Here is a 15,306-nt window from a genome sequence, read left to right on the forward strand (position 1 = left end):
GCACCTTTGTTGCATTGCCCCTTTCCCCCTGCCCCCTGCCCCCTGCTCCCTGCCCCTTTCCCCTTCCCCAGCCCTCACAAGCACTAGGGTTAGGTTTCGCAGATTTGAGATTCACAGCAAACTCAAGAGAGATAACGCAGCCGATAAACTACGGAATGTTGTGCAATCTTCCCTTGATTCAAAAATCCGATCGCAAAGATTACAAATGATAGAAATATTGGCAAATCCTTGAACTCATTCATTCACAAGAAATAACAAGATGCAAAGTAAGCGAAATTGGAAACTGAGATACTGGATTATGGGCAGCTATGGAGTTCCCATTCTGGCGTTGGTAATTTCTGCGGGACTGATATTTATTAATATCAATCTGGTGAGTCAGCGATCGCAAGATTTAGTTTCTTCCTATAAAGTTAATTCAGCGATTAATGCCCTTGCCACGAATGTGCAGAGCGGTTCTAAGTCAGTTCGGGGCTATTTGCTAGAAAAAAATCAGACATCCTTTGACGAATATCAAAAATCTCAAAGAAGCTTCAACGAGCTTTTGTCCAAGCTCATGTCGCTTGCCAGAACAGAGCAAGAGCAACAGTCATTAACCAGGCTAGAGGGACTGCTGAATAACTTAATGGTTGTTGAGGATGATTTGATTGGCAAAGTGAATCAAGGTAAGCTTCAGGAAGCTGTTGAAACCTGGAGTCACGAAAATGCCCGCAGTATGGTCGATCGCCTGACAAGTGCGATCGATGAAGTTCAGCGCCGAGAAGACCAGAATGTAATTTTGGCTGCCAAGGAACAACAAGCAGCGCTCGATACGCTCAAGCTGACAATTCTGTCCGCAACTGGACTTTCCTTGCTGTTGTCGGTTTTGACTGGCATCTGGATAATTAGCCGCACTGCTCGACAGATAAATGAATCAGCCAGTGCGATCGCCACCTCAACAGCTGAAATTGCCGCCACAATCGAGCAACAAGAACGCACTGCTAACCAACAGGCAGCCTCGGTCAGCGAAACTACCACTACAATGGACGAACTCAGCGCCTCTGCTCAACAGTCTGCCCAGCAAGCATCTACTGCCTCAACCAGCGCTCAACAAGTCTTAAATTTGGCAGATCAAGGCAATCAATCACTGAACCGGACTTTGGAAGGAATGGCAGCTTTGAGCCACAGAGTTAGTGCAGTAGCAGACCAAATGCTACGCCTGAACGAACAAACTAAGCAAATTGGCAATATTTCCGGGTTGGTGAGCGACCTAGCAAATCAAACCAATATGCTAGCGCTAAATGCGGCAGTAGAAGCAGTCCGGGCGGGGGAACAGGGCAAGGGCTTTGCAATCGTCGCCGCCGAAATTCGCAAACTGGCAGATCGGAGTAAGCGATCGGCTGAAAAAATTAATGTGCTGGTGAATGACATTCAATCCGCCATCAACTCAACCGTTGTGATGACAGATGAAAGTACAAAAACCGCTCAACAGGGCGCGGCAATAACTAAGCAGACGGTGGAGGTCTTTATCAATGTCACCGATGCCGTCAACCGGATGGTGTTGAATATTCAGCAAATCTCGCTAAACGCTAGCCAGCAATCCATTGCGGTTCAGCAAATTTTACAAGCAATGAATGCACTCAATAGCTCTGCTAGAGAGACAGCCATCGGCATCAGTCAAACTCGCCTTAGCACTCACCAACTCAATGATGCAGCTTATAAGCTACAGAGTGTTGTGTAATCAGGGGAGGGAAGGGGGCAGGGGGCAGGTCGATGTAACAAAGGTGCAGGTCGATGTAACAAAGGTGCTGGTCAATGCAACAAAGGTGCTGGTCAATGCAACAAAGGTGCAGGTCGATGTAACAAAGATGCAGGTCAATGCAACAAAGGTGCAGGTCGATGCAACAAAGATGCAGGTCGATGTAACAAAGGTGCTGGTCAATGCAACAAAGGTGCTGCTCGATGTAACAAAGGTGCAGATTAAGAGATTCGTGTGTATACCGCAATACTGTTTAGTTAAGTATTTTTAACTTGAAATTGGGCTTTGGGAAAAGTTACTGGGTTTGGGTTAAAAGCTTTTCTTTTCCCTTCCCCCTGCTCCCTGCTCCCTGCTCCCTGCCCCCTGCTCCCTGCTCCCTGCTCCCTGCCCCCTGCCCCCTTTCCCCTTTCCCCTTTCCCCTTATCAATATCTGGAAATTCTCGAACTTATTTACTTACAGGAGATCGCAAGATGGAAAGCAAACGAAACTGGAGACTAAGATACTGGATTATTGGCGGATATGCAGTTCCCGTGCTGGCATTGTTAATTTCTGCCGGAATGACGATCGTCAATATCAACACGGTGAACCAACGGTCAGAAAATTTATTGTCTTCTTATGACATTAACTCAATACTCGACGATCTTTCTGTTAGCGTGCAAAGTAGTTCTAAGGCAAATCGAAGCTATTTGTTAGAAAAAAATCAGCAATCGCTTGAGAGCTACCAAAAGACTCAAAAGGATTCTAAGGAATTTCTAGCAAAACTGATAACACTTGCCCGATCGCAAGAGGAACGACAGTCTTTAAGCAAACTAGAGGAACTGCTGAATAAACAGATTGCTTTTGACAATAACCTGATTGAAAAGGTGGATCGGGGCAAAGTCAAAGAAGCCGTGGAAAGCTGGAGTCAAGGAAATTTCCGCAATCAAGGGCAGGATGTCGTAGACATGATTGAAGAAATGCAGCAGCGAGAAGATCAGACTTTTGCAATTGCCGCTAAAGAGCAACAAGAAGCGCTCAATGCCCTTAAGTTGACGGTGATGTTAGCTAGTGGACTCTCTCTGGTGGTATCTGTTTTGATTGGCATCTGGGTCATTAGCCGCACTTCCCGCCAGATGAACGCCTCTGCCAGCGCGATCGCAACTTCTACAACCGAAATTGCCACGACGATCGAGCAGCAAGAACGCGCTACTATCCAACAAGCCACTTCTGTCAACCAAACCACGACGACAATGGATGAATTGGCGGCTTCCTCGCGCCAGTCTGCCGAACAAGCAGAAGCCTCAGCCGCAGGGGCGCGGCAGGTGTTGTTGCTGGTAGACGGTCGCACTCAAGAGGGTCAGTTGAGCCAATCGAGTCTACGCGAGAAAGTAGGCGATATTGCCACCCAAATTCTCCATCTAAGCGAACAAACCAATCAAATCGGCACGATCTCCACCCTGGTTAGTGACTTAGCAAGTCAAACTAATATGCTGGCGCTCAACGCGGCAGTAGAAGCCGTGCGAGCCGGGGAACATGGCAAAGGCTTTGCGGTTGTTGCTGCCGAAATTCGCAAACTGGCAGACCAAAGTAAGCGATCGGCTGAAAAAATTAATGTACTGGTTTTAGACATTCAAAAATCGACCAATTCCACCGTTATGGTGACAGATGAAGGCACAAAAACCGTAGAAAAAATTGTGGATGCCATCAAAACGATCGCGCTAAATGGTCAACAAATTTCCCTTACTTCCAATCAACAGGCGATCGCAGTGCAACAAGTGGTAGAAACTATGAACTCGCTTAATATTACTGCTAGGGAAACTGCCTCTGGTATTAGTCAAATTAAAGCTGGTACCCAACGACTGAATGATGCCGCCCAAGAACTAAAAGCCGTTGTCTAAAAATGTATTGGAGTTACAGCTATGTTAAAAAATATGTCTCTGCATGGACGATTGATGGGATCGTTTTTGCTGATGGGCGGTGTTGTTTTGGTCGTTGGGTTTTTCGGCTGGCGGGGTACTCATCAATTAAGCAGCCATATCGACACCCTCAGTAATAACAGCCTCCCCAGCATCGACGGATTGTGGAGAGTTAATGAAGGGCAGACCCAGATCCAGTCGGCAGAACGAGCGATTCTCAACCCCGAATTACCCGCAGCAGCCAAACAGTCTGAGTTAAATCGAATGCAGGCAGCCTGGAAGCAGATTGACGCAGGACTTGAGGAATATGAAACCACGCCCCGCGGCCCCGACGAGGACAAACTCTATCAGACGTTTAAGCAACAGTGGCAAGTGTGGAAGCAGGATCATGCTACCTATCTTCAGGCTTACCAGGATTTTGCCCAGTTAGGTGTTGTAAATCCCACTGCCAGACAGTTGGAATTGACCAGCCAGAAGCAAGAAAATTCTCCAGAAATGAAGGTGGCGATCGCTGCTGCCGATCGACTGACAAAACTCAGACAAAATGCGATTGTCAAAAATGATGTTTCCTTTGCAGCTGCAACTAACTTATTGTTGCAACTGATCAAAATTAATCAGGATACTGCTGAAGATGCAAATAAAGCCGCCAGTGACGATACCCGTTTGACCACAGGTTGGGTGATTACTGGTATTATTGCTGGGCCTGTGGGGGCAATCTTACTAGGATTTTTTCTGAGCAACAAAATTGCTAAACCGTTGACAGGCAAAATTGCTCAAATTGTTCAAACAATGGCTGCCTCCACCAATGAAATCGCCGCTGCGGTTGAGCAACAAGAACGGACTGCGACTCGGCAGGCAACTTCTGTCAATCAAACCACTATCACCATTGATGAATTGGGAGCCTCATCGCAGCAGTCAGCCGAACAGGCAGAATCGGCGGTAGCAGGCGCACGGCAGGCATTGACCCTTGCAGGTAACGGTGCTGAAGCTGTAAAACGTACTCTCAAGGGCATGGAAACCCTACAGCAGAAAGTCGCAGCGATCGCCGACCAGATCGCACGTTTAAATGAACAAACCAAGCAGATTGGCAGTATCTCTGGTTTGGTAGGCGAGTTGGCAAGTCAGACTAATATGCTGGCGTTAAATGCGGCTGTAGAAGCAGTCCGGGCAGGGGAGCATGGGAAAGGCTTTGCCGTTGTCGCTGCTGAAATTCGCAAATTAGCAGACCAGAGCAAAAAATCAACCGAAAAGATTAGCACCTTGGTAGGCGATATTCAATCTGCCATCAGCATCACTGTCGTTGTCACCCATGAAGGCACTAAAACTGTAGAAGAAGGGACGCGAATTGCCCAGGAAACGTCAGAATCTTTTGCTGGTGTAGAAGGTGCAGTGAATAACATTGTCATCAACAGTCAACAGATTTCACTCAATATCAACCAGCAAGCGATCGCCATTCAGCAAATTGTCTCTGCCATGAATGACCTAAATATTGCTGCGCGTGAAACTGCCAGTGGCATTAGCCAGATCCGCTCTGGTACTCAACAACTAAACGAGTCAGCGCAAGCACTCAAGGCAACCATTTAGTTGACTTTTCTCGTTAAGTCCGAAAACCCTTGCACAGAGAGAGGCAGGAGGCAGGAGGCAGGAGGCAGGAGGCAGGAGGCAGGAGGGGAAATTAAGACTTTAACTTTTGAATAGTAGAGACTAAAATTCCTTGCATCCTATCTACTTCTTCTAAAACTGGGTCAAATAACTCAGGAGTAGCTAATTTTACCTCTTTACCTATAATTAGCTGCGTATCTAGTTCTCTAAGAGAGCCTAATGCTATATGAAGAAACTGAATGTAGGAGGAGGCAGGAGTTGAAAGGCAGGGGGCAGGAGGCTAAATTGATGATTTATCAAAAGTTTTTACATATTAAAAACACTTTGTTATTTCCTCCTGCCTCCTGCCCTCTGCCTCCTGCCTCAAAACCTCCACGAAAAGATAACGGGAAAAGTCAGAACCGTATTGGCTCAACCTCTAATTACTTAAAACTATGACGATCGATGATGAAGAACTGAGAGACGTTTTTAAAGTAGCCAGCGAAGAACACCTGCAAAACCTGGATGATGGATTGCTGGATTTGGAAAACCATCCCGACGATCTGGCTGTCCTGGAAGCCTTGATGCGAGAGGCGCATTCTCTCAAAGGCGATGCCAATATGCTGGGAATCAAAGATATAGGCACTCTGGCACATCAAATTGAGCATGTTTTGACTCAACTCAAGCAACAAGAAAATCCTGCATCCTCATTGGGCAAGGGTACAACAGATTCACCTTATGAACGCCTCGCTCATGCGATCGCTGCTATCCGCAAACTCGTTCATGAAGCCGTCACCGGAGAACCTGCCAAGGTTGATACCTTTTCTGTTCTGGCCGAATTGATGGGAGCGCAACCAGGGAAAAGGGAAAATAATCCAAGTCAGGAACCAGAAGTCAACAGTATTGAATTCATAAATACAGTACAAAACAATACTTTCGATAAGGATCGAGAGCTAAAGGAAAACGGAGCAATCCAAAATCCAAAACTTGTACTGAGCGAAGTCGAAGTATCCAAAATCGTTCGACAGAACGAAGCCGAAGTCGAAAATCCAAAATCCCCCACCAATAGCTACCGCATCGAAACCATTCGCGTTGGCACTCGCCACCTGGATACGTTGATGACGCAAGCAGGGGAGTTAACTGTCACTAAAATTCGGATAGCTCATCGGCTGGGAGAAATTGAGGCGATCGCCAATTTGTGGGAAGAATGGAATCGAGATTTATTCACTAATCGGTTTGCCTTCAGCCGAGAGCAACAAGGTGATGTCGCCCTGCAACGTCTAGAAACTTTTCATCATCACTCGGAAAAACGATTAGAGCAATTGGGGTCATTTGGTGAAAACCTTGCAGAGTTCCCTTTCAGAAGACACAACCCGACTGGAACAACTAAGTGGCGATTTAGAAGAAGGTATTCGTACCCTGCGATTGCTGCCCTTTGCAACGATTTTCAACCTCTTCCCTCGGATGGTGCGCGATCTGGCGCAGCAGCAGGGAAAATTGGTGGAGTTGATCGCAGAAGGCAAAGACACCCTTGCCGACAAACGCCTGTTGGAAGAAATGAAAGATCCGCTAATGCACATCCTGCGGAATGCGATCGATCATGGGATTGAGCCACCACAAGAACGGGAACGGCTAGGAAAACCAATAACGGCAACGATTCGGCTCAGGGCTTACCAGACTCCCACTAACATTGTGCTGGAAATCAGTGATGATGGCCGGGGGCTTGACTTGGATAAAATCAAACAAATAGCGGTGAAACGGGGCATTTGTGGGGAGGAAGAATCGGCAGCAATGACTCCCAGCCAGATCCAGGCGTTGATCTTCGCACCGGGGTTTTCAACAGCCCCCCTGGTGACAGAAGTATCAGGGCGGGGTGTGGGGCTGGATGTGGTGCAAACCAATGTCGAGAAATTGAAAGGTACGATTCAGGTAGAATCGTTTCCTGGACAGGGATGTACGCTGCGCGTCAATCTCGGTATCACCTTGGCAACTGCCCATGTCTTGATTGTGCAAGTGAACCAAATGCCATACGCCATCCCAGTCGAGTTTGTGCAAACCGCTTGCTTAATCAAATCAGAAGAGATTTTTCCCTTGGAGGGACGGGACACAATAATTCGGGATAGCCAACCCATTTCGATTGTGCAGTTGGCCGATTTATTAGAACTGCCCCCGATGCCATCTGGGTTAACTCAAGAAACAGCACTTTCCTGTATTATTCTTCAGGTTGGGCAAGCACAACTGGGTGTAGTGGTAGATGCCTTAGTAGATGAGCAAGATGTAGTGATTAAACCCCAAAGTCAGTTACTTAAACGAGTCCGCAATGTTTCGGGAGCAACAATTTTAGGCACTGGAGATGTGTGTATGGTGCTGAATCCCCAGGATTTGGTGAAGTCAGCCCGATCGCGATCGCAGTCCATTTCTTCTACCCAAACTCGTCAAGTTGCACCCACAAAACCAACCGTCTTATTAGTCGAAGATTCTATTGCCACACGCACGCAAGAAAAACGAATTTTAGAAACCGCAGGTTATCAAGTAATTACTGCTGTGGATGGTTTGGATGGATTGAACAAGCTGCGATCGCACACCGTTGATGCCGTTGTTAGCGATGTGCAAATGCCAAATCTCGATGGTTTGGGGTTAACTGCCAAAATCCGCCAATATCAAGAATATAGCGAACTTCCAATTATCCTGGTGACTTCCCTTGCCAGCGATGAAGATAAACGTCGGGGTGCGGAAGCCGGAGCCAATGCTTACATTATCAAAGGCAGCTTTAATCAAGAAGCCTTGCTGTCAGCCCTCAAACGCTTAGTGTAGAGGTTTTTGGATGAATGAAGAAGAATTTTCTCGTATAGCTGTAGTCACATAGGTTAGGACATTTTGAAAACGTGAATGCTAGGAATAGTAATAGTTTTACCTCTTGCCTTCTGCCTGGTTGTTGAGCGTAGTCGAAACACTGCCTCCTGCCTCCTGCTATAAAATCTCAACTTACTGTCAATTCATGAAAAACTCTGCCCCGATTCGCGTCTTTCTGGTGGAGGATTCGCTCGTCGCCTTAACCATCCTCAAGCGGATTCTGGCGAGTTCCCTGGAAGTGGATGTGGTGGGAACTGCTCGCAATGGCGTGGAAGCATTGGAGCGAATTCCAGCCGCACAGCCCCAGGTAATCTGCACCGATTTACACATGCCCAAAATGGATGGACTGGAACTCACCCGCCGGATTATGGCAGACTATCCCCGTCCCATTCTGGTAATCAGCACCTCTGTCAACACTCAAGAAGATTCCCGCAATGTTTTTAAACTGCTGCAAGCGGGTGCTTTGGATGTTTTTCCCAAACCCAACATTGACTCACTTTCAGACTACGAACAAGTCAAGCACGAATTAATTAACCGGATCAAAGTTCTGGCAGGGGTTACAGTCTTTACCCGCCACACTTCCCGTGCGACGGTAGAACGCAGAATGCATCTTGTTAGTCCCAAAAAGCCAGAACCATTCAGCCTAAAACCTGTCAGTAACTTGCAGTTCCCCATTCGTAATTTGCCGTCCCTGCCCAAAGTCGTGGCGATCGGAGCTTCCACAGGCGGTCCCCAGGCATTGTACGCGATTCTCAAACAACTGCCTGCCAACTTTCCCGTACCCATTCTGTGCGTCCAACATATCAGCGAAGGATTTCTGCAAGGACTGGTAGATTGGCTAGCAGCAGAATGTTTCCTGCGCGTGACGATCGCCCAACCGGGAGAATTTCCCAAACCGGGTACTGTCTACTTCGCTCCCGAACGACAACACCTGCAACTCGATACTCAAGGGCGATTAACCACCGTCAGCACCCCTCCTGTTTCCGGGCATCGTCCCTCGGTGACAGCTTTGTTTCAAGCCGTTGCCATCTGCTACCCGCGATCGGCGGTTGGTATTTTGCTTACTGGTATGGGGCGGGATGGTGCAGATGGATTACAAGCGATCGCTCAAGCCGGAGGTACTACCATTGCCCAGGATGAACAAACCTGCGTTGTCTTCGGGATGCCCAAAGAAGCGATCGCTCTGGGAGCCGCCCAACATATTTTGGCGATCGGCGAAATTGCTCCCATGCTATTGAATCGAATTTCCAGTTATAGCAGGGGACAGGGAACAGGTGACAGAGGACAGGGTTGAAAGTCTCTTGGTGTCTTGGTTCTATATTCAGTTTATGTCCTAACCTACCTGGCGACCGCTATATCGGCGGGGTTAGGTGTCAATACGGTTCGGTTAAAGGGGAAAGGGGAATAAAAAACCTTTAACCGCAAACCCATTTCCCTTTTCCCCAAACCCTATTTTGAGTTCAAAATGCTTATCCGAACCGTATTGGGTTAGGTGTAGCTATAACGTGCAACGCATCTTATCCAAGGGGCTAATTTTGTCCAAATGCCAGAATTTGAGCAGCACTCAACTTAAAACCAGGAACGATCGTCGATGCTAAGGGGGTGTTACCCGTATAAATCGTGTCTTCATATTGCCCATTCACCCATAAGCACAGCGTTATTTGTTGCTTTTCCGGGTCAATAATCCAGTATTCCGCAATCCCTCGCACTGCATATTCTGTGCGTTTGTAACGATAGTCGAACAAGCACATCAGGAGTCAATAAATTGTCGTACAGCTTCTCGCAATTGTTCAGCATCAAAAGGTTTGATCAAATATTCTGTTGCACCCGCCAGATGACCCTTCACCCGGTCGAAGGGGGAATCTTGAGAAGTCACCATAATCACGGGCAAATGCTGAAACTGGGGCAGACTCCGCACCGTGCGGCAAAATTCCAACCCGTTTACATCCGGCATCTGCACATCCAATAGCAAGACTGAAATCCGTTGATGATAAATGATCGACAGAGCATCAACCGCGTTAGCGACTGTTATTACTTGATAGCCCGGTTCTAACGCTCGTTTAATCATTTGATGAATCACAGGGCTATCATCAAGCGCGAGAACAATCGGTGAGCTTGTCGTACCATTTGACATAGTTTACAAGTCGATGAGTCAATCATCGTTGGCGTTTACAAAAAGGCAGTCTTGCTGGAGGCAGGAGTTAGGAGTATCAATTAAAACTAAAGTTGCAGGGTTTAAAGCCCAGTTTAAACAAAGAATTATACCCAGACGTGCTGACGCGTTGTATAAAGCGTCCAAGATCGATCCCACTATGAGTAGGGGTGGGTTCCTCAAGCAAGAACTGCCTTGTCTACGACACGCTCTTGCGTTCGACCTCCTGCCTCCTGACCCTAGCATTCCCAAAGTCAGACTTGAACAATTGATATTTTGATAATTTTATACACACTTCAAGTACTTTTAACCAGAGGCTCAACCGGAATTTGAATCAAGAACTCGCTGCCTTTCCCCAGTTCTGAGGAGCATTTTAAAATGCCGCCATGTTTTTCAACCACAATTTGATAGCTGATAGACAGTCCCAGCCCGGTTCCCTTGCCGATGGGTTTGGTCGTGAAGAATGGATTGAACAGTTTTTGCAGGGTTGTTTCTGTCATCCCAGAACCGTTATCTCGAATCCGAATCACTACACTATCTGCGTGGGAGAATTGGGATAGATCGGAACTACCCGATTCTCTACTAATGAGTTCTGTTTGAATGGTAACGATCGGATTAGGCGTTTCATCTAAGGCATCGATCGCGTTACCCAAAAGATTCATAAATACTTGATTCAATTGCCCCGCATAACAATCAACAGGCGGTAAATTGTCGTATGCTTTAATCACCTGAATCTCAAACTTGGCACTAGTTAATTTCAACCGACTCTTCAAAATTAACAACGTGTTGTCAATCCCTTCATGGATATCCACAGGTTTCATCTCGGCTTCATCCAAGCGCGAGAAGTTGCGCAGAGATAGGACAATTTGCCGAATTCGTTCTCCACCCATTTGCATCGACGACAATAGATTAGGCAAATCTTGCATCAAGAAATCAAGATCGATGAACTCTATCTTTTCCTGAATAGCATCAGTTCCATTGGGATAGGTTGCCTGATAAAGATGCAATAGTTCCAGCAAATTCCGAACATAGTCGCTTGCATAAGCAATATTACCGTTAATAAAGTTGACCGGGTTGTTGATTTCGTGGGCAACTCCGGCCACCAATTGTCCCAGGCTCGACATCTTCTCTTGCTGTACCAGTTGCATTTGGGTTTGCTGTAACTGGCTCAGGGCGTTCCCCAGATAGGTGGCTTGAGTTTGAGCTGCCAAGGCGGTTGCTCGTGTTTGGGCAAGCAGTTCTGCTTGATCGAGAGCGATCGCTACTTGATCGGTAACAGCTTTGAGTAACCGGACTTCACTATCAGTCCATTGGCGCGAACCGCGACAGTGATGGCAAACAATAGCACCCAATTGACCAGAATGGGTTCTCAGTGGCAGCAACAGCACCGAGGTTACTGCCAGTTGATGCAGCAGGGCGCGATCCTCTGGAGTGAGTGCTTCTGAGGTAGTAGAAACATCCTCAATCCTTAGCATATTTAGATTTAAGATAGTTTCTGCCAGAACGGAGCCTGGCCCTAAGGAAAGTTCACCCAACGCCATCTGAATCTCTGGGTTCGTCGCTTCGTGAGTCACCATAAACTTGAACCGATCTTTGTTAGGCAGACACCACACAAAGTCACAGCGATCGACTTGCAACAGAGCATGAATCTCATTCACTGCCGTTTGTAAAATCGTGTCCAGATCCAGAGAATTACGAATTTGATTTGCCAGGTTAAACAGAATTGAATCTTGTTGACCAACCAATTCCTGGGTAATCAATTGCTGTTTTAGTTGTTTGATTTCCGGGATCGTTTGACGCAGTTTCGTGGTGTTGCGCTTTAGCTCCAATTGCGCTATTACTTGGTGGCTGAGTGTCTGCAATCCTTTCCGTTGTTTCTGATTCAGATCGCGCGGTTCAATGTCCATGACGCAGAGTGTACCCAAGACACAACCGCCAGTGATTACCAGGGGGACTCCGGCATAAAACCGGATATTAGGAGCATTTATAACGAAGGGATTGGTGGCAAAGCGGGGATCGGCCAGGGTATCTGGAATCACAAATATATCTGACTGGCGAATGGTGTAGTTACAAAACGCGAGGTCTCGGCGACTTTCTGTTAATGTGATTCCTATTTTAGATTTAACCAACTGGCGATCGGCTCCGATAAAACTCACCAGTGCCATTGGAGTTTCGCACAGATCGGCTGCCAGTGCTGTTAAGTCATCTAATGCCCGATTGGGTAGAGCATCCAAACCCTGAAATTGATACACTGCTTTGAGTCGTGTCAGTTCGTTGGTGCAGGGGAGCATGGAATCAAGTAATAATTCAGGGATTTTCATAGTTTTATTTTAATTGAGGTGCGATCGCTATCATTTAAGTCTTAATTGAGGTCATGGAGAATAGAAAAAAACGTAAAAATTCTATAGCTTTAAGCTTCAAAACATAACAATTCCAAGCTGGACAGAATTTCTTCTGTTAGCGATCGCGGCATAACCCGCAGTCATATCATGTCCGGTTGAAGACTTATTATTTAGAGGGCAGTTCTTGCTGGGGGAAAGAGACTTTTGGGATTTTTGCACAGATCCGGTAATCATAAGTGATTACCCGGACATGATATCAATAATGCCCCCGCTTTTTTGACATGATGATTTCGATTGTCTAAATTTCGGTTGAGCGGCGATTGCTTTTCTCTTGGACTGCGATGCCGAAGGCGGGCTACGCCTACGCCTTTCTCACTTGCAGTACTAGGGATTTCTTACACCTCTGCATTCACATCTGTAGCAAGTAGGAAAATTTTCTCTTGACACTCATCTACTTGAAGTAAGAGGTTACTTGCTGTACTTTGTGTCATGATTGGTACTTCTTAAGCGATTAGATTTTGGAGGCGATTGCTTTTGTCTTGGGAAGTAATCGCCCTTTCTACCTTTAGCAACTAAGCCGCTACTGTCGCTCTAACTCCCAACAACGCAATCACTTGTTCGGCACTCAAAGCCACACGATTAAGTCCGTACTGTCTTGGTCTTGCATACCAGCCTTGTTGATTGCACCCGATGAATGACTTCATCGGCTTGCTTTTTTGTGATATTGATCTTTGCTGCTACAGATCGGGTCTCAATACTTGTCGGGTTTTGGGGAAAAGGGGAAGCGGAAAGGAAAAACCTTTAACCTAAACCCAGTAACCTTTTCCCTAAATCCAATTCCGAGTTAAAAATCCACAAAGCGTGCAGTATTGGATCGGGTCTAGGTATAGGTAGTGCCACAAATACTAATGGCGCTGGCTTTGCAACTGCCACCTTACTTGGTAACGTTAATTTACCAAATGCTGTAAGTGGAGTCGTTGATTATGAAGGCTTTACGATTGTTAATGAATAACAGTCGTCAATAGCATACTCTTTCTTCAACTTTTGTAAAAAGTACTTTTAGAAGAGTTGAAGAACGGAGCTAAAGATAAAAAAGTTTTATTTGCCAAATTACCTGTACTTTTTGTAAAGATTAACTGGATTTTTATTTTGAAATTTATCAAAACAGAATACATACGTCAGTCGTCAAAATTCAGAATTAGGTGACGGAGTTTGTAGTAAGCACTCTAGTCCTTAAATAAGGGGTACCACCATTTAAAGTTCTATTTGATGAGCCATTAGAGCCTAAAGTTAACGTTTCTCTCAAAATTAATTTATTATTATCACTCGATAGACAAATATCTGTTCCTTCAATGACTTTTTTTAAAAATTTTGCCAATTTGTAACCATGCTGTTTTCTTTTTTGGTCAAAATTGGGAATATTATCTTTCAATATGTGGTAAATCTGATTCAGATCAATACCACCTTCTTGAAGCTGATTTAATTGCTCGATATTCTGCTTTAAATCTTGCAAAACTTTATTAGTTGCTATTAAAATATTATCATTTAATAAACTTTCGCTAGTTACTTCATTAGTTGAAATATCCTCTATTTTTACCTGGGGAGCAGGTATAGGTATAAAGCAATCGCAAACAGACTTGAGAATACGATTAATTTGTCCTTCGTAAGCACATCCAATTACAGTTTTTCCATACTCATGGAGCTTTTTAGCTAAAGCGGCAAATGCACCATCGCCTGATACAATAACGAAAACTTGCAACGTAGGACGACTCTGGGCTAATTCCATAACATCAATGGCTAGTTGCATATCTGCTGCATTCCGTTTATGGCTGTAATCAAAAATTTGAATTGCTTCGATGCCAAGTTCTTGAATTTCATTCTTGAGTAGCCTTAATCGAGAATCACTCCAGTCAGCATAAGCACATTGGATAGCAATTTTATTAACTAGGTTAGTATTTTCTAGGTTTGTTTGAATTTGTTTCAGAGAAAAATTTAGGTTAGGGTTGCTTCTACCCATTGTGAGATTTTCAATATCATAAAAAATAGCTGTATTGAACTGCCCAATATTAGGTGAAGCATGAACCTTGGAAGTAAACTGCTCTACACGAATCTGACGCTGCTTTAACTCTTTTAACTCAGCGATTAAAGACGTTATTTCTGGCGCTGACTCTGAACTATTCGTTTCCTGTTTTAACTCCGTAATTGTTGTTGTTAAGTCATTAACTTGTAATTTTGCTTGTTGTAATTCTTCTTGTAACTGCTCAGTTAATGTATTAATCTGACTTTGAGTTTGGACAGTCTGCTCTCGCAGTTCACCAATGGTTCTGGAGAGAATATACTGGCGTTGTTGATAAGCTGTTATTAAAGCTTGCTGAACGATATCCCATTCTTTGGGAAAAGCTTCACGGGTACACACTTGTAAAACGGTTTCATAACCTGCGATAGCAATTTCTAAATTACTAGCAATGTTCCCTTGTTCAAACTCTTGAATAATGGTACTCAGTTTGATAATAACTCTAGCTAAATTAATAGCAATGGCAGGTTCTTTAGCAAAGCGATCGCTTACCCATTTTCGCAGCTTTAAAGCTAAATTATCGTTGAGTTTACTTAAGTTATGTTGCAGAATTGGATATAGTTCCTGATTTTGATAAGTCGCTCTTAATAAATCAATTAGCAAGTCTTGCTCCTGGTTAGCAGCTTCATTTGGCATAGCTAAATCCGTGACAATACACATTTAAGTTTAGTAT

At 45.3% G+C, this 15,306-nt stretch carries 14 protein-coding genes and 1 pseudogene; 7 read left to right on the plus strand and 8 right to left on the minus strand.

The features are described 5' to 3' along the window. The first annotated feature begins 259 nt into the window (after positions 1-259). The 4 genes from NSTCB13_RS10200 to NSTCB13_RS10215 all read left to right on the plus strand — a co-directional run bounded on the left by NSTCB13_RS10200 (position 260) and on the right by NSTCB13_RS10215 (position 5,215). Complete coding sequence (locus NSTCB13_RS10200) at positions 260-1,717, plus strand: methyl-accepting chemotaxis protein (protein ID WP_445629455.1); 1,458 nt, start codon at positions 260-262, stop codon at positions 1,715-1,717. Then, on the plus strand, positions 1,683-2,006 hold the full coding sequence (locus NSTCB13_RS10205; RefSeq protein ID WP_448272229.1) for a hypothetical protein: 324 nt from the start codon (positions 1,683-1,685) through the stop codon (positions 2,004-2,006). The genes NSTCB13_RS10200 and NSTCB13_RS10205 overlap by 35 nt, the downstream gene beginning before the upstream one ends. Before the next feature lie 200 nt (positions 2,007-2,206). After that, positions 2,207-3,613: a HAMP domain-containing methyl-accepting chemotaxis protein gene (locus NSTCB13_RS10210; protein WP_448269637.1), complete on the plus strand. Its 1,407-nt coding sequence runs from the start codon at positions 2,207-2,209 to the stop codon at positions 3,611-3,613. Positions 3,614-3,634: 21 nt separating this feature from the next. Continuing rightward, positions 3,635-5,215 carry a methyl-accepting chemotaxis protein gene (locus tag NSTCB13_RS10215; RefSeq protein ID WP_448272231.1) on the plus strand — a complete coding sequence of 527 codons (1,581 nt, stop codon included), beginning with the start codon at positions 3,635-3,637 and terminating at the stop codon, positions 5,213-5,215. A 91-nt stretch (positions 5,216-5,306) separates the two neighbouring features. Here the strand turns inward: NSTCB13_RS10215 and NSTCB13_RS10220 are convergent. Further along, positions 5,307-5,477, minus strand: a pseudogene (locus tag NSTCB13_RS10220) (four helix bundle protein); the annotation flags it as partial. A gap of 190 nt (positions 5,478-5,667) precedes the next feature. Between NSTCB13_RS10220 and NSTCB13_RS10225 the strand changes: the two are divergent. From NSTCB13_RS10225 to cheB, 3 genes are all read left to right on the plus strand, one after another. Next, complete coding sequence (locus tag NSTCB13_RS10225) at positions 5,668-6,822, plus strand: Hpt domain-containing protein (RefSeq protein ID WP_448272233.1); 1,155 nt, start codon at positions 5,668-5,670, stop codon at positions 6,820-6,822. Then, entirely contained in the window at positions 6,785-8,026 is a 1,242-nt protein-coding gene (locus tag NSTCB13_RS10230) for a hybrid sensor histidine kinase/response regulator (protein ID WP_448273169.1), read from the plus strand. The genes NSTCB13_RS10225 and NSTCB13_RS10230 overlap by 38 nt, the downstream gene beginning before the upstream one ends. Before the next feature lie 184 nt (positions 8,027-8,210). Continuing rightward, positions 8,211-9,359 carry a chemotaxis-specific protein-glutamate methyltransferase CheB gene (gene cheB, locus NSTCB13_RS10235; RefSeq protein ID WP_448272235.1) on the plus strand — a complete coding sequence of 383 codons (1,149 nt, stop codon included), beginning with the start codon at positions 8,211-8,213 and terminating at the stop codon, positions 9,357-9,359. A gap of 235 nt (positions 9,360-9,594) precedes the next feature. On the opposite strand, the gene NSTCB13_RS10240 is transcribed toward cheB, so the two are convergent. The 7 genes from NSTCB13_RS10240 to NSTCB13_RS10270 form a co-directional block, all read right to left on the minus strand. Next, on the minus strand, positions 9,595-9,816 hold the full coding sequence (locus tag NSTCB13_RS10240; RefSeq protein WP_448272237.1) for a Uma2 family endonuclease: 222 nt from the start codon (positions 9,814-9,816) through the stop codon (positions 9,595-9,597). Beyond that, positions 9,816-10,199, minus strand: a complete 384-nt coding sequence (locus tag NSTCB13_RS10245; RefSeq protein ID WP_448272239.1) for a response regulator — start codon at positions 10,197-10,199, stop codon at positions 9,816-9,818. The genes NSTCB13_RS10240 and NSTCB13_RS10245 overlap by 1 nt, the downstream gene beginning before the upstream one ends. Positions 10,200-10,513: 314 nt before the next feature. After that, positions 10,514-12,538: a GAF domain-containing sensor histidine kinase gene (locus NSTCB13_RS10250; RefSeq protein ID WP_448272241.1), complete on the minus strand. Its 2,025-nt coding sequence runs from the start codon at positions 12,536-12,538 to the stop codon at positions 10,514-10,516. 96 nt (positions 12,539-12,634) lie between these two features. Then, positions 12,635-12,793, minus strand: coding sequence for a hypothetical protein (locus NSTCB13_RS10255; RefSeq protein ID WP_445629465.1), 159 nt, complete (start codon positions 12,791-12,793; stop codon positions 12,635-12,637). 338 nt (positions 12,794-13,131) lie between these two features. Then, positions 13,132-13,263 (minus strand): hypothetical protein, encoded by a 132-nt coding sequence (locus NSTCB13_RS10260; RefSeq protein ID WP_445629466.1) that lies wholly within the window; start codon positions 13,261-13,263, stop codon positions 13,132-13,134. Positions 13,264-13,360: 97 nt separating this feature from the next. Then, the gene (locus tag NSTCB13_RS10265; protein WP_448269652.1) at positions 13,361-13,492 is read right to left on the minus strand and encodes a hypothetical protein; all 132 of its coding nucleotides are present in this window, start codon (positions 13,490-13,492) and stop codon (positions 13,361-13,363) included. Positions 13,493-13,757: 265 nt separating this feature from the next. Further along, the gene (locus NSTCB13_RS10270) at positions 13,758-15,269 is read right to left on the minus strand and encodes an NYN domain-containing protein (protein ID WP_448272242.1); all 1,512 of its coding nucleotides are present in this window, start codon (positions 15,267-15,269) and stop codon (positions 13,758-13,760) included. Positions 15,270-15,306: the final 37 nt, after the last annotated feature.

The organism is Nostoc sp. DSM 114160 (genome assembly GCF_053470305.1).